The following is an 18172-nucleotide window of genomic DNA, read 5'->3' as shown; positions in this document are numbered from 1 at the left end:
CGTTTTCCGCTGCCGTGACCGCCGCCGCGAGCCCCCTCCTGGCCACCGCGCACCCTCCGGCCCCGCCGGGGCGGGCCTCGGGCAGACTGACCCGATGCGCATCGAACTGGCCACCGAACCCGGCGACCCCGACCGCCCCAACGAGGACTACGCGTCGGTCGCGCTGCCCGCGTCCGGACAGGGCGGATCACTGGTCCTGCTCGACGGTGTGACGCCCCCGGCCGAGGACGTCGGCTGTCTGCATTCCGTCCCCTGGTTCACGGCGCGGCTCGGCGGCGCGCTGGGCGAACTGTCCGTTTCACGACCGGACCTGACGCTCCCTGAGATTCTCGCGGCGGCGATCTCCCGCACCGCGGACACCCACCGTGACACCTGTGACCTTTCTCACCCGCGCACACCGCAGGCGACGGTGGTCCTCGCGCGGTGGGACGCGGAGCGCGTCTCGTACCTCGTCCTGTCCGACTCGGCGCTGCTCGTCGCGGGGCCCGGCGGCGCGGTGGACGCGGTCCTCGATCCGCGCCTTGACGAGCTGCCCGCCGCCGTGTGCGAGCTGCGCGACGCCGTACGGGCGCTGCCGCGCGGCTCCGCCGAACGGCACGCGCTCGGCCGTGAGTACGCGGCCGCCGTCGAGGCCCTGCGGAACGCCGACGGCGGCTTCTTCACCGCCGCCGCCGACCCGGCCGTCGCCGCCCGCGCGGTCACCGGCACGCTTCCGCGCTCCGCCGTCACCGCCCTCGCCGCGCTCACGGACGGGGCCGGGCGCTGGGTCGAGACGTTCCGCGAGGGCGGCTGGGCCGACTGCTTCGCGCTCCTTCGCAAGGACGGGCCGCGGGGACTCGTGGAGCGCGTACGCGAGTTGGAGTCGGCGGACCCGGACGGTACGGGGTTCCCGCGCGGGAAGCGGCACGACGACGCGGCCGTGGTGTACGCGGAGCTGTAGCCGGGGTTCGGCGTGGAGCCGTAACCGGGTTTCGGCGCGTCCGCAGGTGGGTTTCGGCGCGTCCGCAGGTGGGTTTCGGCGCGTCCGCAGGCGGGTTTCGGCGCGTCCGCAGGTGGCAAGAAATCTCCACGCATTCAATTCCCTTTCGGGCCCGGCCCGGTGAATTCATCTCCGGGACATTTGAACTGAACTAGCGAACAGCAATTGGCTGTTGAAATTCGCTTCGACGGCACGGAAGGATCAGCGAGCGAGGGGAACGCATGGCCACATCCGGCCATGTGCCCACGCACGAAGGAGAATTGAATGTCCCAGCGCTTGGCGGTCCGCGCGGGTTCCGTACTCGCGGCCGCGCTGGTGCTCAGCGGCTGTGGCGGCGACGGCGGCGACAGCGGGAGCGGAGAGGGTGGCGGCGCGGAGCCGGCCGCGGCCGAGGCGAAGGTGCTCGCCGAGGTGGCCCAGCCGAAGGTCGGCGAGATGGCCGGGGCCATGGGCATGTGGACGACCGACCGGCATTTCGTGAAGGCCGGGCTCAAGAAGATATCCGGCTATCCACTGACGGGCGGAAAGGCCGCCTGGGAGGTGCCGTTGGCCGGGGAGATCTGCTGGTCGTCCCAGACCCCCACGAAGGACGGGAAAGTCGCGGTCGTCTTCCAGGACGACAAGAAGGACCCGTCGGTCTGCACCGAAGTCGGCGTCGTCGACATCAAGCAGGGGAAATTGCTGTGGCGCAGACAGGGGGCCGACGCGAGCGGCACCAGCGAGATGTTCGACGAGGTGACCATCGGCGGCGGCACGGTCGCCGCCGCCGGCACCGGCGCGAGCGCGGGCTGGAAGCTCGACGGCACGCCGCTGTGGAAGCCGTCCGACGAGCCGTGTGACACCGTCGGCCACGCGGGCGACGAGACCAAGCTGGTCGTGGTGCGCGACTGCGGCGACACCGAAAGCCCCAGGCCGAAGGTCGAGACGGTCGACCCCGGCACCCGCGCGGTGAAGTCGACGTTCGCGCTGCCGCGGGGCACCGAGTACGTCCATGTGGTGTCGGTCGACCCGCTGGTCCTGGCCGCCGACGACGGCGACGCGCAGGGCGGCAGCGGCATCTCCCGGTTCATCGCCGTCGACGACAGCGCCGCGCGCGGCAAGGCGCTCAGCACGATCCCCGCCGACGGCGGCGAGCACGGCAAGTACGAGGCCGAGTGCCCGGCCACGGAGGTCACGGGCTGTGCCCAGCTCGCGGTCAGCAAGGAGCGCAACGCGCTCTACCTCGCCACCCGCGATCCGGCGAGCAGCGCGTCGGCGGCCCGGAACGACCTGGTGTCCTTCGACCTCAGGACCGGCAAGCAGCTGCGCCGCGCGCCCGGCTCCGACGCGGGCCGCATGGTGCCGATCGGCCTCGACGAGGGCGGCAAGGTCCTCGCGTACCAGGAGGCGAGCATCGTCGGCGAGGAGGGCGGCGCGGTCTGGCGCGTCGACCCGGCCACGCTCAAGTCGACGAAGCTGCTGCAGAACCCGTCGGACAGCTATGAGACGGAGGCGAGGTTCGAGTCGGATCGCCGCCTGCTCTACGCGGGCGGGCGCCTGTACCTGGGCGCCGACCACGTGACGGAACCGTCCACGGTGTACAAGACGCCGCAGCCGCTGGCGGTGGTCTTCGGCACGGACTGAGGGGCACCCGGGGCCCGGGCCGGGGTGGGGTCGCCTAGAACTCGGCCCGCGCGTTGAGCTGCCGGAGCAGCCGGGCCAGCTCCGCCACCTCGGCCCGGTCCCATCCGGCGAGCTGGCGCACGTACCGCTCGCGCCGCCCGCGGCGCACGGTCCGGAACCGCTCGCGCCCCTCGTCCGTGAGCCGCACGAGCCAGGCCCTGCCGTCCGCGGGGTCCGGCTCCCGCGTGACCAGGCCCAGCTGCTCCAGGGCCCGCAGCTGGCGGCTCATGGTGGCCTTGCCGACGCCGATGAAGGCGGCCAGGTCCGTGGCGCGCCGCGGACCGGACTCGTCCAGGAAGGCGAGGAGGCCGTACGCGGCCGGTTCCAGATCCGGATGGACCTGGCGGGCCATCTCGCCGGACGAGGCCCGGGCGCGGCGGAGCAGCAGCGTCAGCTCCCGCTCCAGGGCGAGGAACTCGTGGTCCACACCACCGCCCGCCCCCGCCCCGCCCGCACCGGAACCCCCGCCGTGGTGCGTGTCCTCACGCATGTCAGCACCCCTGCCGCACTTTCCCGAACCTGAAAGTTTTCGCCGACCGCGGCCATCGCCGCAGCTCGCCCAGTATTTCGCAGGCGTAGACCAACGGCGGCCACGAGAGCCCCTTCCCTCCCGTTGTCTACGTGCGTAGCTTCTTTAGTGACATGTTCACACCAGTCAGTTCGGTGACATCGGTTCGGTGACATCGATCGCCGTGACATGTCGACAGGTCCCCCCACCGAGTCCGTACGCCGCACCGGGCGAAGCGCCACACCTTCGGCCACGCCTGCGCCGGACGGACTCCATGAGGCCTTTCGGAGGCACGCCATGCCCGTGCACAGACCTCGTACGGCCCGCACTCGTACGGCCCGCAGCGGACACTCCGCCGCGGGCGTTCTCCTCGCCGTCCTGTCCGCTCTCGCCCTGCTCGTCGCCCTGCCCGGCGCTGCCCAGTCCGCCGACGGCGACGACATCCCACCGCGCGGCAGCGCCCGCATGGGCCAGGGCGTCATCGAGCACGACGGCCAGGGCGGCAGACCGAGCGGCGGCGACGCCGCACAGACAGAGGGCGTCGACGTCAGCAGCCACCAGGGCAACGTCAACTGGTCGGCCCTGTGGAACAGCGGCGTCCGATGGGCCTACGTGAAGGCGACGGAGTCCACCTCCTACCGCAATCCGTACTTCGCCCAGCAGTACAACGGCTCATACAACATCGGCATGATCCGGGGCGCCTACCACTTCGCCACCCCCGACACCTCCAGCGGCGCCGCCCAGGCCAACTACTTCGTCGACAACGGCGGCGGCTGGTCCCGCGACGGCAAGACCCTGCCGGGCGCCCTCGACATCGAGTGGAACCCCTACGGCGCCGCCTGCTTCGGCAAGTCCCAGAGCGCCATGGTCAGTTGGATCCAGGACTTCCTGAACACCTACCGGGCGCGCACCGGCCGCGACGCCGTGATCTACACGGCCACCACCTGGTGGAAGCAGTGCACCGGCAACTACGGCGGCTTCGGCTCCGCCCACCCCCTGTGGATCGCCCGCTACAACACCAGCCCCGGCGAACTCCCCGCCGGCTGGGGCTTCCACACCATGTGGCAGTACACGTCGTCCGGCCCGATCGTCGGCGACCACAACAAGTTCAACGGCGCCTACGACCGCGTGCAGGCCCTGGCCAACGGCTGACCGGGCCGCCCCGGCAGCACCCTCCGTATCCATGTGCGGCACCCCCCATGTGCGGCAAGGTCCGGGGCCCTCAGGGCCCCGGACCTTCACCGCCCCGCCGCGCCCGTCACGCCGCGGCGGGAACCTTCACCTCGGCCGGTGCGAGGGCCAGTTCGAGCACCTGCCGGACGTCCGTCACCGCGTGCACGTCGAGCTTCTCCAGGACCTCGGCGGGGACGTCGTCCAGGTCCGGCTCGTTCCGCTTCGGGATGATCACCGTGGTGATCCCGGCGCGGTGGGCGGCGAGCAGCTTCTGCTTGACGCCACCGATCGGCAGCACCCGGCCGGTCAGCGACACCTCGCCGGTCATCGCCACGTCCGTGCGCACCTGGCGGCCGCTGAGCAGCGACGCGAGCGCCGTCGTCATCGTGATGCCCGCACTCGGCCCGTCCTTGGGCACCGCGCCCGCCGGGAAGTGGATGTGCGCGCCCCGGTCCTTCAGATCGCCGACGGGCAGCTCCAGCTCCGCGCCGTGGGAGCGCAGGAAGGACAGCGCGATCTGCGCGGACTCCTTCATCACGTCACCCAGCTGTCCGGTGAGCGTGAGCCCGGCCGCGCCCGTCTCCGGGTCGGCGAGCGAGGCCTCGACGAACAACACGTCGCCGCCCGCCCCGGTGACCGCGAGCCCCGTGGCCACGCCGGGCACCGCGGTGCGCCGCTCGGCCGGGTCCTGCGCCGACTCCGGCACGTGGTGCGGCCGCCCGATCAGCTCGCGCAGCGCGTCCGCGCCGACGGTGAACGGCAGCTCGCGCTCGCCCAGCTCGTGCTGCGCCGCGACCTTGCGGAGCAGCCGTGCGATGGAACGCTCCAGATTGCGCACCCCCGCCTCGCGCGTGTACTCACCGGCGAGCCTGCGCAGCGCGCTCTCGTCGACCGTCACCTCGCCCTCGCCGAGCCCGGCCCGGTCGAGCTGGCGCGGAACCAGGTGGTCCCTGCCGATCACGACCTTCTCGTCCTCGGTGTAGCCGTCGAGCCGGACCAGCTCCATGCGGTCGAGCAGGGCCTCGGGGATGGCCTCCAGGACATTGGCCGTGGCCAGGAAGACCACGTCGCTCAGGTCCAGCTCCACTTCCAGGTAGTGGTCGCGGAACGTGTGGTTCTGCGCCGGGTCGAGCACTTCGAGCAGCGCGGCCGCCGGGTCGCCCCGGAAGTCCGAGCCCACCTTGTCGATCTCGTCGAGGAGCACCACCGGGTTCATCGAACCGGCCTCTTTGATGGCCCGCACGATCCGGCCCGGCAGCGCGCCCACGTAGGTGCGCCGGTGCCCTCGGATCTCCGCCTCGTCCCGCACGCCGCCGAGCGCGACCCGCACGAACTTGCGCCCCATCGCGTGCGCCACCGACTCGCCGAGCGAGGTCTTGCCCACGCCGGGCGGCCCGACGAGCGCGAGCACCGCGCCGCCGCGGCGGCCGCCGACCACGCCCATGCCGCGGTCCGAGCGCCGCTTGCGCACCGCCAGGTACTCGGTGATCCGCTCCTTCACGTCCTCCAGGCCCGCGTGCTCGGCGTCGAGGACCTCCTGCGCGCCCTTGATGTCGTACGCGTCCTCGGTCCGCTCGGTCCACGGCAGCTCCAGGACCGTGTCGAGCCAGGTGCGGATCCAGGAGCCCTCGGGAGACTGGTCGCTCGTGCGCTCCAGCTTCTCGACCTCCTTCAGGGCGGCTTCCCGCACGTGCTCGGGCAGGTCCGCGGCCTCCACCCGGGCGCGGTAGTCGTCGGACTCCTCCTCACCCTCCCGGCCATTCAGCTCGCGCAGCTCCTTGCGCACCGCCTCCAGCTGCCGCCGCAGCAGGAACTCGCGCTGCTGCTTGTCCACGCCCTCCTGGACGTCCTTGGCGATCGACTCGGCGACGTCCTGCTCCGCCAGGTGCTCGCGCAGCTGCTCGGTGGCGAGCCTCAACCGGACCGTCGGGTCCTCGGTCTCAAGCAGCTTGACCTTCTGCTCGGTCGTGAGGAACGGCGAGTATCCGGAGTTGTCCGCGAGCGCCGAGACGTCGTCGATCTGCTGCACGCGGTCGACGACCTGCCAGGCCCCGCGCTTCTTCAGCCAGCTCGTGGCCAGCGCCTTGTACTCCTTGACCAGCTCGGCCGTGGCCCCGGGCAGCGGGTCCGGCACGGTCTCCTCGACCTGGGCCCCCTCCACCCACAGGGCGGCGCCGGGGCCGGTGGTGCCCGCACCGATCCGCACCCGGCCGCGACCGCGGATCAGCGCCCCCGGGTCGCCGTCCGAGAGCCGGCCCACCTGCTCGACGGTGCCGAGCACACCGGTGCCCACATACGTCCCGTCGATACGCGGAACAAGCAGCACCTGCGGCTTGCTGCTACTCCCACTGGACCTCGCGGCGGCCTGAGCGGCCTCCACCGCGGCTCGTACGTCGGCGTCGGACAGGTCGAACGGCACCACCATGCCGGGCAGCACGACCTCGTCATCGAGCGGCAGCACGGGCAGAGCGAGCGAGGTGTAAGCCGTGGACTCAGCAGCCATGATCTCCCCTTCGGCATTCAAGTTGAGCTATACCGACTCAATGCTTATGAGCCTTGGATTGTTCCCACGGGTTTGTTCGCTGTGAGCGATCACCTCTGCCCCCACGGAAACGCGGCTCTGTAATCTTCACTTCGCCAGTTCATCCATTACTGGTGAGGGCTGCACCTGCCAATCGGCCATTACACGGCCGTTGGCCGACACGGGGAGGCATTCGGATGGAAGCGACGGGGGCGACGGGGACCGCGGAGGCCCGGGAAGCCGACGAGGCGGTTCGCGCCTGGGTCGACGGCTGGGTCGTCTCTCGCGGAGCGGCTCCGCCGGTGGTGGAGCCCTGGGGCTACACGATCGACGTCGGCCTGGCCAAGCACCCGTCCCGCCACGTCTTCGGCTCGCCCCACGGGGGCGCCCTGGAGGCCGACGTACGCAAGGTCGCCGCGTCCGTGTCGGGTGCGGATGTCTGGCTGAAGGTCTTCGCCGAGCCGTCGCGGGTCACGCCGTGGCTCGGCCCGGAGTGGTGGGTCGATCCGGAGGAGGGCTACTTGATGACGGTGACCCTGACCCCGGCGCCCCCGCAGCACCTGGTGGCACCGGAGGGTTACCGGCTGCGCACTTGGATGCGGGGTGGTGTCGTGCGAACGATGGTGACCGCCGCCGACGGCTCCTGGGCGGCGCGCGGCCAGATGGCACCGACGGGCCGCACCGCGGTCGCCGACCAGATCGAGACCTCCCCGGCGCACCGCCGCCGCGGCCTGGGCAGCCTCGTCATGCACACGCTTCAGACTGCCGCGGCCGAGCAAGGCTGCGAGATCGGCGTCCTGGCGGGGACCGTGGAGGGGCGCGCCTTGTACGAGTCGCTCGGTTGGCAGGTGGTGGCACCACTGACGAGCGCCCGCCGGAAGGGTCCGGACGAGTCCTGAGCGGTGGCTGGTTAGTCGACGGCCGGGCTTGACCGGCTATGTGGTGTGGCGGCGGTTGGGTAGTGGGTGTGGTGATTGCTCGGGCTTGGCTGGTGGTCGCGTGTGGTGATTGGTCCTGCTTGGCGCCTGGTCTTACTAGGTGAGTGGCCGCGTGTGGCGGCTGGTCCCGCTTGGTGAGTGGCCGTGCCTGGCGACTGGTCCCGTGTGCCGGCTGGTCGCTCGTGGTGACTGGTCGCTCGTGGTGGTTGATTGCTTTTGGTGCTGCTTGCCGCCAACGCCTTGGTGGTTGCCTGCTGCGTCGGCCGCGAGTTGGCAGGTCGGCCGTGGTCCGCAGCGTCGGTGGCTGCCGCTGGGGCAGTGGCCGTCCCGCTGTGTCGGCAGTCGCCGTCCGGGCAGCCACTGTCCCGCTATGTCCGCAGCCGACGCCAACTCAGCCGTCGTCCCGGTGCATGGGCAGTGGCCCTCAAGGCAGCCACTGTCCCGGTGCGTCGGCAGTTGCCACTGGTTCAGGCACGGCCCCGCCGTGTCAGTAGTCGCCGCCAAGTCAGCCACAGTCCGGCTGCGTGGGCAGGTGTATGCCGCCGTGGGCGGTGCCTGCCGCTACAGGCGCTGGCTGTCACCGCAGGCTGTGCCTGCCCCCGGGGCGAAGCCTGGTTTCTCGGCCAGCGCCCACGGCGCAACGCCCTCGCTTCCCCGGGCGCCAGCCCGTCCCCTCACCCCTTCGAGGGCCCTCCCCTTCTCGCTCGGAAGTCCTTGACGGCGTACGGCAGGCCGGGCACGAGGAACAGCAGCGTGCCCCACAGCGGCAGGCGGAAGAGTGGGTCGTCGCCTATGAGCCAGCCGGTGAACTCAGCTACGGGCAGCGCGGCGACGCCAAGGAGCATCCAGCGTCTGAAGCCGAGGTTCCCTCGCCGCATTCCCCAGGTGACGGCGCCTATTGCCAGCGCCCCGTAGAAGGCGATGCGGGGCGCCTCTATCTCCAGGGTCAGGGTCCGGTCGAGGAGATGGGTGAGCAGCAACAGGGAGCCGACCACGAAGGGGATCAGCGCCGCCATGCGCAGGACGCGCAGCGGCAGGGGCGTGTGTGCGCGGGCCCAGGCGGCGGCGAACGCCTTCACGTCGGCCCCGACCACGTCCTGCGGGGTGCGGCCCGCGGCGGCGGCTTCCTCCAGGTGGCCGGAGAGCTCGTCGAGCATCTCGCGCAGGGAGGCGTCGTCGATCCCGCGGTACTCCCAGTTGCTCCGGCAGACGGCGAGGGCGCGCTCGCGGGTGAGCCCGGTGTCGGGTGCGGCCTTGCCCGGCGGGTCGTGGTCCGGTGTTCGAGCAGCCGACGCGGCCGCCCCCGCTCCCGTCCTCGCCTCGCCGATCGCCGTCGCGCTCGTCGTCTCGTACGTCATGTGCCGTCTCCCCCGATTGGTGCCGTGTCGTGCGCCCCGGTCAGGTCCCCAAGGTGCTGGAGACCGCGCCCGTGAAGGCGGTCCAGGTGGTGCGGCCGCTTGCCAGCTCGGCCGCGCCCGCCTCGGTCAGGCGGTAGTACTTGCGCGGCGCCCCGCCCGCGGCGGACGGAGCGCGATAGGAGTCGACCAGGCCCGCCCGCTCCATACGTGCGAGCAAGGGATAGATACTCCCCTCGCTCACCAGGTCGAGGCCGCTCTCGGTCAGGGCTTCCACGAACTCATAGCCATACCGAGGCCGCTCCGCGATGAGCGCGAGCAGACACAGGTCGAGCACCCCGCGCAGCAGCTGGCTACGGCGCTGGTCGTGCGACGCGGACAGCTCCTTTGTCATGCGGTACAAGATAGTCGCCCATTGCCTTGCGGCGCAAGAGTCTTGCGAGAATCAATCCCCGACGCTTCCGCAAGGTCCGCCGACATCCGCCCGATCCACCCGGAGGCCGCGCGGCGTGGCGCGACCCGCCCTGCCACACGACTGCGCTACTGCGCTACTGCACGACCCCACGGCGCGAGCCCGCGCCGCCCGCACCGACCAAAGCCCCAGCTCAAGCCAAGGCCACACCAAGACCCGAGCCGACGCCGAAGCCGAAGGCGGCACCAGAGCCAAGGCCGGAGCCAGCCCAGGAGCCAAGCCACGAGCCAGGGCCCGCCCCCAAGCCAACCCCGACGTCAGCACCCACGCTCCCGCCGAGCCCAGACCGACCGACGCGCCGAGCCCCCCGCCCCGCCTAAGCCACCCCGCCCCGCCCCTGCGGGCTCCGCAGCAGCGGCCACGTAGCCACACCCACGGCGAGGGCGAGCAGATGCCCCCAGTTCGTCATCGGGTCGGTGAACGCGATGAGGTCCTCGACGAGCATCCAGCCGAAGCCCGCCAGAACCACCCAGCGCAGCCACGGCCCGAGGACGCCCGCAAGCGCGCCGACGCTCGCGGCGACGCCGAAGCTGATGCCGTAGTCGAGCCGGTGCAGAGACGTGCCGGGCAGGTGGCCGACGAGGACGGAGAGCCCCACCGGGATCTCCGTGGCGAGGGTCGCGACGACGTGCCCGAGCACGAAGACGCCCGCGGCGCGCAGCGCGCCCACGCGCCGTTCGAGCGCGGTGAGGACGAACAGGAACCCGATGGCGTACGGCGACGTGATGCCGCCCGCGATCCACAGCGCGCTGGCGAGGAGGACGAACACGGGCCGGTCCGCGAGGTGGGCGACGTCCGTGCTCGAACCCTGGTGCATCGAGGAGATCACCGACGGGTCGGCGTGCTCGGCGACCAGCGAGGTGACGAGGAGGACGACCGCGTATCCGAAGGTGAAGGGCGTCCCGGTCGGAGTCGGCAGCAGCCGCCAGGGTCGCAGCCGGCGGAGCCCGGACCACGCCGCGGCACCGGGAGAAACGGGCCCTGCGGGAACGGCGGACGCCGGGACGGAGGCGGAAGCCTGCCCGCCCCCCGTCGCAGCCGGACCGACTGCCGCGGCCGGGCCACCCCCGTCCGACCCCAACCCCGAACTGGATTCCGAGCCCAAGCCCGAACCCGAACCGGCCCCGGAGCCGGAAGCCCCCTCAAACCCATCCACGGCACCCGCGGCCCCCACGGGGGACCCGACCAGCACCACCCGCCGCTGCCGCGGCACCGCGTCCAGCACGCCCTCGCGGGATATCCCGTCCAGCACGTCTCCGCTGCCGACCGCCCCGGGCTCACCCTGACCGGAAGCCTCGTCGGCCTCCCCGCCGGAACCCGCAGAAGCGCCCCCATCAGTACCCATAGAGGCGCCCACGCCTGAAATGGTCCGGTTCACGCTGAGGCGCTCCCTCCGTCAAGGAACTTCACCAGGAACTTCGCTAGGAACTTCCTACGCGACTGCATCACAAATCGATCACGTTCGCTACATCACGAATGGATCACGTTCACGCTTCACCGATCGTTCCCCTGCTGTCTATGACCGACGCCACGTGGGACGCGATTCACAGGAACTCACAGCAACCCGCGCTCATTCCTCGGCGTCCCGCGCGCGGGACGCCGAGACCCTCCGGGGGCCGGTCAAATCCCTGGAGTCACGGGTGGACGGGCAGCAGGATGGGGGGATGCGCACTCCGTATCACCCCGATCCCCCCGTGGTGCTCGACAGGCGCGACGGCCCCTACGGCGAGGTCGTACTGCGCCGCCACGGAGACCTGCTCCAGATCATTGCCAATGGCATGTTCCTCATGGACACCTCGGACGGCCGCTCCGAGCGCCTCCTGATCGACGCCGCCCACGAGGCGCTGGACGGGCGCCCGCGGCCCAGCGTCCTCATCGGCGGTCTGGGAGTCGGCTTCTCGCTCGCCCACGCGGCCGCCGACCCACGCTGGGGCCGCATCACCGTGGTGGAGCGGGAGCGGGCGGTCATCGACTGGCATCGGGACGGACCGCTCGGGGAGCTCTCGAAGCAGGCGCTCGCCGACCCGCGCACGGAGATCCTGCACACCGATCTGATCGCATATGTCAGGGGCGCATTCGCAAGCGTCAACGAAGCAGGAATCCCCCACTCCGGTGCGTCCCCGAGGACGTACGACGCTCTCTGTCTGGACATCGACAACGGGCCCGACTGGACCGTCACGGAGGACAACGGGAGCCTCTACTCACCCGCGGGACTCGCCGCCTGCCGGGCCCGGCTCACCCCCGGCGGCGTCCTCGCGGTGTGGTCCGCGCAGCCGTCATCCGCTTTCGACTCTGCTTTGCGGAATGCCGGATTCCAGCACGTACGTACGGAAGAGATCGCCGTTGCCCGGGGCGTCCCGGACGTGGTCCATCTCGCGACAAGGGCTGCGTAGCCGAGGTGCCTCCGCGCCCCGTACTCTGCTGACCGGACACCAAGCGATCACGTCAGGGGCGGGGCGATGGAGCAGACACACACCTCCCACAACAGCGCCACGGCGGCGATGCCGGGAGCACAGCGCCGGGTGCTCGTGGTCGAGGACGACCCGACGATCGTGGACGCCATCGCCGCCCGTCTGCGCGCCGAGGGTTTCGTCGTGCAAACGGCGGCGGACGGCCCGGCTGCGGTGGACACCGCCCAGGCTTGGCAGCCCGATCTGCTGATCCTCGACATCATGCTGCCGGGATTCGACGGCCTGGAGGTCTGCCGCCGCGTGCAGGCCCAGCGCCCCGTACCGGTGCTGATGCTGACGGCGCGGGACGACGAGACGGACATGCTCGTCGGGCTCGGCGTCGGCGCGGACGACTACATGACCAAACCGTTCTCGATGCGCGAACTGGCCGCACGCGTGCATGTGCTGCTGCGCCGCGTGGAACGGGCCGCGCTCGCCGCGACGACGCCGCGCAGCGGCATCCTGCGCCTCGGCGAGCTGGAGATCGACCACGCGCAGCGGCGGGTGCGGGTGCGCAGCGAGGACGTGCACCTGACACCCACGGAATTCGACCTCCTGGTGTGCCTGGCGAACACCCCGCGCGCGGTGCTCTCGCGCGAGCAGTTGCTCGCCGAGGTGTGGGACTGGGCGGACGCCTCCGGCACCCGCACCGTCGACAGCCACATCAAGGCGCTGCGGCGCAAGATCGGCGCGGAGCGCATCCGCACGGTCCACGGGGTCGGGTACGCCCTGGAGACGCCGACGCCATGACCGCGGACCCCGGCGCCGCCGACGGCCCGCCCCCCGGCGCCCTGAGCGGCACGACGCCCCAGAGCGCCGGGAGCGGTACGACGGCGTACGGCGCCGTGGGAGGCATGGCGGGCGGCACCCCGGGCATGGGTGGTCTGAAGTGGCGCTGCGACCGGGGTGGAGGTGGTGGGATGAGCGGTCCCTTCGGCGGGCTCAGACCCTTCTCCATCAAGACGAAGCTCGGGACGCTGGTGGTCGTCTCGGTGTTCATCACCACCGGGCTGCTGATGGTGGCCATGAAGACCGAGACCGAGCTGCGCTTCATCACGGTCTTCTCGGTGATCGCCACCTTGCTGATCACGCAGTTCGTGGCCCACGGCCTCACCGCGCCGCTGGACGAGATGAACTCGGTGGCCCGCGCGGTCTCGCACGGCGACTACACACGCCGTGTGCGCGGCGCCGACCGGCGCGACGAGCTGGGCGACGTGGCCACGACGATCAACCGCATGGCCGACGACCTGGAGGCCCAGGACCAGCAGCGCAAGGAGCTCGTCGCCAACGTCTCGCACGAGCTGCGCACCCCCATCGCGGCCCTGCGGGCCGTCCTGGAGAACGTGGTCGACGGCGTCTCGGCCGCCGACCCGGAGACGATGCGCACGGCCCTGAAGCAGACGGAGCGCCTGGGCCGTCTCGTGGACACGCTTCTCGACCTCTCGCGCCTGGACAACGGGGTCGTGCCCCTCAAAGCGCGCCGCTTCGAAGTGTGGCCCTATCTGTCGGGGGTCCTGAAGGAGGCCAATATGGTCGCCTCCGCGCGCAAAGGGATGCCGTCCGGCTCCGGCAGTCACACGCGGACGGATGTCCATCTGCACCTGGACGTGTCGCCCCCGGAGCTGACGGCGCACGCCGACGCCGAGCGCCTGCACCAGGTGGTCGCCAACTTGATCGACAACGCCGTGAAGCACAGCCCGCCGCACGGCCGCGTCACCGTCCGTGCCCGGCGCGGGCCCTATCCCGAGTCCTTGGACCTGGAGGTCCTCGACGAAGGACCCGGGATCCCCCAGTCGGAGTGGCACCGGGTGTTCGAGCGCTTCAACCGGGGCGCGCACGCCGGCGCGCCGCCCGGGGGCGACGGCGGCACGGGCCTCGGGCTCGCCATCGCCCGCTGGGCCGTCGATCTTCACGGCGGCCACATCGGGGTGGCCGAATCGGCTCGCGGCTGCCGGATCCAGGTCAGCCTTCCGGGCCTGCTCGAAGACTGAAGTTGACGTAAGGTTCGAAGTGGAAGCGAGTCACGGGCGCGCAGGTCACGCGCCCGGACGGGCCGCAGCCGCGTGTCGACGTACCCGAGGGGTCTCCACGTGGAGCCGCGTCGTAGGCAAACCTCGCTTGTTTCCCGCCATTTACAGCCCCGAAACTCGCAATCCAGTGTGACTTACGCGACGGATGACCGGCCCGGCCTGCACCTGGCGTCCTTGGAGGCGTAGCCTTTATTTCCGCTGTCCATCACCTTGTGAAGCGGAAGAGGGCGGTTGCCGCCGTGTCGCCACAGTCCCCCAGTAACTCGAGCACTTCGACCGACCAAGAAGCGCAGGGCAAGAACCCTGCTGCCGCGTTCGGTCCCAATGAGTGGCTCGTCGACGAGATCTATCAGCAGTACCTCCAGGACCCGAATTCGGTCGACCGTGCCTGGTGGGACTTCTTCGCCGACTACAAGCCAGGGGTAGGCGCGTCCGTCGCCGCTCCGGCCAAGCCGGCGGGTGACGCGGCCGCGGGGGTCGCGTCCACCACGTCCCCCGCCCCGGCCGCGCCCGCCGCGCAGCCCCCGGCCGCCGCCAAGCCCGCGCCCGCCGCGAAGGCCCCGGCCCCCGCCGCCAAGCCCGCCGCGGCGCCGCCCGCGGCCGCGAAGCCCGCGGCCAAGGCCGCGCCCGCGACGGAGGCGCCCGCCGGTCCCGAGTACGTGACCCTGCGCGGTCCGTCCGCGGCCGTGGCGAAGAACATGAACGCCTCCCTGGAGGTGCCCACGGCGACGTCCGTGCGCGCGGTCCCGGTGAAGCTCCTGTTCGACAACCGCATCGTCATCAACAACCACCTCAAGCGCGCCCGCGGCGGGAAGATCTCCTTCACGCACCTCATCGGGTACGCGATGGTGCAGGCCATCAAGGCCATGCCGTCGATGAACTACTCCTTCGCGGAGAAGGACGGCAAGCCGACGCTGGTCAAGCCGGAGCACGTCAACTTCGGCCTCGCCATCGACCTCGTGAAGCCCAACGGCGACCGCCAGCTGGTCGTGGCGGGCATCAAGAAGGCCGAGACCCTGAACTTCTTCGAGTTCTGGCAGGCCTACGAGGACATCGTCCGCCGCGCCCGCGACGGCAAGCTCGGCATGGACGACTTCACCGGCGTCACGGTCTCCCTGACCAACCCCGGCGGCCTCGGCACCGTCCACTCCGTGCCGCGCCTCATGCCCGGCCAGTCGGTCATCATGGGCGTCGGCTCCATGGACTACCCGGCCGAGTTCCAGGGCACCTCCCAGGACACCCTGAACAAGCTGGGCATCTCCAAGGTCATGACCCTGACCTCGACGTACGACCACCGGGTCATCCAGGGTGCCGCCTCCGGCGAGTTCCTGCGGATCGTCGCGAACCTGCTGCTCGGCGAGAGCGGCTTCTACGACGAGATCTTCGAAGCGCTGCGCATCCCGTACGAGCCGGTCCGCTGGTTCAAGGACATCGACGCCTCGCACGACGACGACGTCACGAAGGCCGCCCGCGTCTTCGAGCTGATCCACTCCTACCGCGTCCGCGGCCACGTCATGGCCGACACGGACCCGCTGGAGTACAAGCAGCGCAAGCACCCGGACCTGGACATCACCGAGCACGGCCTGACGCTCTGGGACCTGGAGCGCGAGTTCGCCGTCGGCGGCTTCGCGGGCAAGTCGATGATGAAGCTCCGCGACATCCTCGGCGTCCTGCGCGACTCGTACTGCCGCACCACCGGCATCGAGTTCATGCACATCCAGGACCCGAAGCAGCGCAAGTGGCTCCAGGACCGCATCGAGCGCCCGCACGCCAAGCCGGAGCGCGAGGAGCAGCTGCGCATCCTGCGCCGGCTGAACGCGGCGGAGGCGTTCGAGACCTTCCTGCAGACGAAGTACGTCGGCCAGAAGCGCTTCTCCCTGGAGGGCGGCGAGTCCGTCATCCCGCTGCTCGACGCGGTCATCGACTCCGCGGCCGAGTCGCGCCTGGACGAGGTCGTCATCGGCATGGCCCACCGCGGCCGCCTGAACGTCCTCGCGAACATCGTCGGCAAGTCGTACGCCCAGATCTTCCGCGAGTTCGAGGGCAACCTCGACCCGAAGTCGATGCACGGCTCCGGTGACGTGAAGTACCACCTGGGCGCCGAGGGCACCTTCACGGGCCTGGACGGCGAGCAGATCAAGGTCTCCCTGGTCGCCAACCCCTCGCACCTGGAGGCGGTCGACCCGGTCCTGGAGGGCGTCGCCCGCGCCAAGCAGGACATCATCAACAAGGGGGGCACGGACTTCACCGTCCTGCCGGTCGCCCTCCACGGAGACGCGGCCTTCGCGGGCCAGGGCGTGGTCGCCGAGACGCTCAACATGTCGCAGCTGCGCGGCTACCGCACGGGCGGCACGGTCCACATCGTCATCAACAACCAGGTCGGCTTCACGGCCCCGCCGGAGTCGGCGCGCTCGTCGATGTACTCCACCGACGTGGCCCGCATGATCGAGGCGCCGATCTTCCACGTGAACGGCGACGACCCGGAGGCCGTGGTCCGCGTGGCCCGCCTGGCCTTCGAGTTCCGGCAGGCGTTCAACAAGGACGTGGTCATCGACCTGATCTGCTACCGCCGCCGCGGGCACAACGAGACCGACAACCCGTCGTTCACGAACCCGCAGATGTACAGCCTCATCGACAAGAAGCGCTCGGTGCGCAAGCTCTACACCGAGTCCCTGATCGGTCGCGGCGACATCACCCTGGAAGAGGCCGAGCAGGCCCTCCAGGACTTCCAGGGCCAGCTGGAGAAGGTCTTCACGGAGGTCCGCGAGGCCACCACGACCCCGGCTCCGGCCGAGGTCCCGGCCCCGCAGACCGAGTTCCCCGTGGCCGTGGACACCGCGGTCTCCCAGGAGATCGTCAAGCGGATCGCCGAGTCCCAGGTCAACATCCCCGACCGGATCACCGTGCACCCGCGCCTGCTGCCGCAGCTGCAGCGCCGCGCGGCCATGGTCGAGGACGGCACGATCGACTGGGGCATGGGCGAGACCCTCGCCATCGGCTCCCTGCTGATGGAGGGCACCCCGGTCCGCCTCGCGGGCCAGGACTCCCGGCGCGGCACCTTCGGCCAGCGGCACGGCGTCCTCGTGGACCAGACGACCGGCGAGGACCACACCCCGCTGCAGTACCTCTCCGAGGACCAGGCCCGCTACAACGTCTACGACTCGCTCCTGTCCGAGTACGCGGCGATGGGCTTCGAGTACGGCTACTCGCTGGCCCGCCCCGAGTCGCTCGTCATGTGGGAGGCGCAGTTCGGCGACTTCGTGAACGGCGCGCAGACGGTGGTGGACGAGTTCATCTCGTCGGCCGAGCAGAAGTGGGCGCAGACGTCCGGCGTCACGCTCCTGCTGCCGCACGGCTACGAGGGCCAGGGCCCCGACCACTCGTCGGCCCGCCCGGAGCGGTTCCTCCAGCTCTGCGCCCAGAACAACATGACGGTCGCGATGCCGACGCTCCCGTCGAACTACTTCCACCTCCTGCGGTGGCAGGTGCACAACCCGCACCACAAGCCGCTGGTGGTCTTCACCCCGAAGTCGATGCTGCGCCTCAAGGCCGCGGCCTCGAAGACGGAGGAGTTCACGACGGGCGGCTTCCGCCCCGTCATCGGCGACGCGTCGGTGGACCCGGCCGCGGTCCGCAAGGTCGTCTTCTGCGCCGGCAAGTTCTACTACGACCTTGAGGCCGAGCGGCAGAAGCGCGGTGCGACGGACGTCGCGATCATCCGCATCGAGCGCCTGTACCCGCTGCCGGGTGCCGAGCTCCAGGCGGAGATCGCCAAGCACCCGAACGCCGAGAAGTACCTGTGGGCCCAGGAGGAGCCGGCGAACCAGGGCGCGTGGCCCTTCATCGCCCTCAACCTGATCGACCACCTGGACCTGGCGGTCGGCGCCGACATCCCGCACGGCGAGCGCCTGCGCCGCATCTCGCGGGCGCACGGCTCGGCCCCGGCGGTCGGCTCCGCCAAGCGGCACCAGGCCGAGCAGGAGCAGCTGGTGCGCGAGGTGTTCGAGGCCTAGGCCCCGGCACGGTCGTACCAAGGTGGGCCCGGCCCCGAGTTCTCGGACTCGGGGCCGGGCCCACCGGCGTT

The 18172-nt window shown here is 71.0% G+C and carries 13 protein-coding genes; 8 read left to right on the top strand and 5 right to left on the bottom strand.

Annotated features, from left to right (window positions below; genetic code table 11):
* Positions 1-94 precede the first annotated feature (94 nt).
* Both CP982_RS28055 and CP982_RS28050 read left to right on the top strand, forming a co-directional pair.
* Positions 95-940, top strand: coding sequence for a protein phosphatase 2C domain-containing protein (locus tag CP982_RS28055; RefSeq protein WP_150513008.1), 846 nt, complete (start codon positions 95-97; stop codon positions 938-940).
* 303 nt (positions 941-1243) lie between these two features.
* On the top strand, positions 1244-2602 hold the full coding sequence (locus CP982_RS28050) for a hypothetical protein (RefSeq protein ID WP_150513007.1): 1359 nt from the start codon (positions 1244-1246) through the stop codon (positions 2600-2602).
* Between the two features lie 34 nt (positions 2603-2636).
* On the opposite strand, the gene CP982_RS28045 is transcribed toward CP982_RS28050, so the two are convergent.
* Positions 2637-3131 (bottom strand): MarR family winged helix-turn-helix transcriptional regulator, encoded by a 495-nt coding sequence (locus tag CP982_RS28045; RefSeq protein WP_150513006.1) that lies wholly within the window; start codon positions 3129-3131, stop codon positions 2637-2639.
* 315 nt (positions 3132-3446) lie between these two features.
* Between CP982_RS28045 and CP982_RS28040 the strand changes: the two genes are divergently transcribed.
* Positions 3447-4301 carry a lysozyme gene (locus CP982_RS28040; protein ID WP_150513005.1) on the top strand — a complete coding sequence of 285 codons (855 nt, stop codon included), beginning with the start codon at positions 3447-3449 and terminating at the stop codon, positions 4299-4301.
* Between the two features lie 106 nt (positions 4302-4407).
* On the opposite strand, the gene lon is transcribed toward CP982_RS28040, so the two are convergent.
* Complete coding sequence (gene lon / locus CP982_RS28035) at positions 4408-6825, bottom strand: endopeptidase La (protein ID WP_150513004.1); 2418 nt, start codon at positions 6823-6825, stop codon at positions 4408-4410.
* 215 nt (positions 6826-7040) lie between these two features.
* Here lon and CP982_RS28030 point away from each other — a divergent pair, with 215 nt between their 5' ends.
* Positions 7041-7742: a GNAT family N-acetyltransferase gene (locus CP982_RS28030; RefSeq protein ID WP_150513003.1), complete on the top strand. Its 702-nt coding sequence runs from the start codon at positions 7041-7043 to the stop codon at positions 7740-7742.
* Positions 7743-8455: 713 nt separating this feature from the next.
* On the opposite strand, the gene CP982_RS28025 is transcribed toward CP982_RS28030, so the two are convergent.
* From CP982_RS28025 to CP982_RS28015, 3 genes are all read right to left on the bottom strand, one after another.
* A complete protein-coding gene (locus tag CP982_RS28025) occupies positions 8456-9139 on the bottom strand; it encodes a hypothetical protein (protein ID WP_150513002.1) in 684 nt (227 codons plus the stop codon).
* Positions 9140-9179: 40 nt separating this feature from the next.
* Positions 9180-9530 carry a PadR family transcriptional regulator gene (locus CP982_RS28020; RefSeq protein WP_229878490.1) on the bottom strand — a complete coding sequence of 117 codons (351 nt, stop codon included), beginning with the start codon at positions 9528-9530 and terminating at the stop codon, positions 9180-9182.
* A gap of 394 nt (positions 9531-9924) precedes the next feature.
* The gene (locus CP982_RS28015; RefSeq protein ID WP_229878492.1) at positions 9925-10689 is read right to left on the bottom strand and encodes a rhomboid-like protein; all 765 of its coding nucleotides are present in this window, start codon (positions 10687-10689) and stop codon (positions 9925-9927) included.
* Between the two features lie 583 nt (positions 10690-11272).
* Between CP982_RS28015 and CP982_RS28010 the strand changes: the two genes are divergently transcribed.
* From CP982_RS28010 to CP982_RS27995, 4 genes are all read left to right on the top strand, one after another.
* Positions 11273-12001 carry a spermidine synthase family protein gene (locus tag CP982_RS28010; protein WP_150513001.1) on the top strand — a complete coding sequence of 243 codons (729 nt, stop codon included), beginning with the start codon at positions 11273-11275 and terminating at the stop codon, positions 11999-12001.
* A gap of 66 nt (positions 12002-12067) precedes the next feature.
* Complete coding sequence (locus tag CP982_RS28005; protein ID WP_016641312.1) at positions 12068-12808, top strand: response regulator transcription factor; 741 nt, start codon at positions 12068-12070, stop codon at positions 12806-12808.
* 170 nt (positions 12809-12978) lie between these two features.
* The gene (locus tag CP982_RS28000; protein WP_150515749.1) at positions 12979-14049 is read left to right on the top strand and encodes a HAMP domain-containing sensor histidine kinase; all 1071 of its coding nucleotides are present in this window, start codon (positions 12979-12981) and stop codon (positions 14047-14049) included.
* Positions 14050-14327: 278 nt separating this feature from the next.
* Positions 14328-18101 carry a multifunctional oxoglutarate decarboxylase/oxoglutarate dehydrogenase thiamine pyrophosphate-binding subunit/dihydrolipoyllysine-residue succinyltransferase subunit gene (locus CP982_RS27995; protein ID WP_150513000.1) on the top strand — a complete coding sequence of 1258 codons (3774 nt, stop codon included), beginning with the start codon at positions 14328-14330 and terminating at the stop codon, positions 18099-18101.
* Positions 18102-18172 lie beyond the last annotated feature (71 nt).

Origin of the sequence: Streptomyces spectabilis (assembly GCF_008704795.1) — a bacterium.
Taxonomy (GTDB): domain Bacteria; phylum Actinomycetota; class Actinomycetes; order Streptomycetales; family Streptomycetaceae; genus Streptomyces; species Streptomyces spectabilis.
Note: the sequence above shows the minus strand (reverse complement) of the source record. Positions and strands in the feature narration are given on the sequence as shown.

Excerpts from the sequence above, each read along its gene's own strand:
- CP982_RS28040 (WP_150513005.1), top strand. The coding sequence starts at position 3,447 with ATGCCCGTGCACAGACCTCGTACGGCCCGCACTCGTACGGCCCGCAGC.
- CP982_RS28055 (WP_150513008.1), top strand. The coding sequence starts at position 95 with ATGCGCATCGAACTGGCCACCGAACCCGGCGACCCCGACCGCCCCAAC.
- CP982_RS28020 (WP_229878490.1), bottom strand. The coding sequence starts at position 9,530 with ATGACAAAGGAGCTGTCCGCGTCGCACGACCAGCGCCGTAGCCAGCTG.
- CP982_RS28030 (WP_150513003.1), top strand. The coding sequence starts at position 7,041 with ATGGAAGCGACGGGGGCGACGGGGACCGCGGAGGCCCGGGAAGCCGAC.
- CP982_RS28010 (WP_150513001.1), top strand. The coding sequence starts at position 11,273 with ATGCGCACTCCGTATCACCCCGATCCCCCCGTGGTGCTCGACAGGCGC.
- CP982_RS28000 (WP_150515749.1), top strand. The coding sequence starts at position 12,979 with ATGAGCGGTCCCTTCGGCGGGCTCAGACCCTTCTCCATCAAGACGAAG.
- lon (WP_150513004.1), bottom strand. The coding sequence starts at position 6,825 with ATGGCTGCTGAGTCCACGGCTTACACCTCGCTCGCTCTGCCCGTGCTG.
- CP982_RS28025 (WP_150513002.1), bottom strand. The coding sequence starts at position 9,139 with ATGACGTACGAGACGACGAGCGCGACGGCGATCGGCGAGGCGAGGACG.
- CP982_RS28045 (WP_150513006.1), bottom strand. The coding sequence starts at position 3,131 with ATGCGTGAGGACACGCACCACGGCGGGGGTTCCGGTGCGGGCGGGGCG.
- CP982_RS28050 (WP_150513007.1), top strand. The coding sequence starts at position 1,244 with ATGTCCCAGCGCTTGGCGGTCCGCGCGGGTTCCGTACTCGCGGCCGCG.
- CP982_RS28005 (WP_016641312.1), top strand. The coding sequence starts at position 12,068 with ATGGAGCAGACACACACCTCCCACAACAGCGCCACGGCGGCGATGCCG.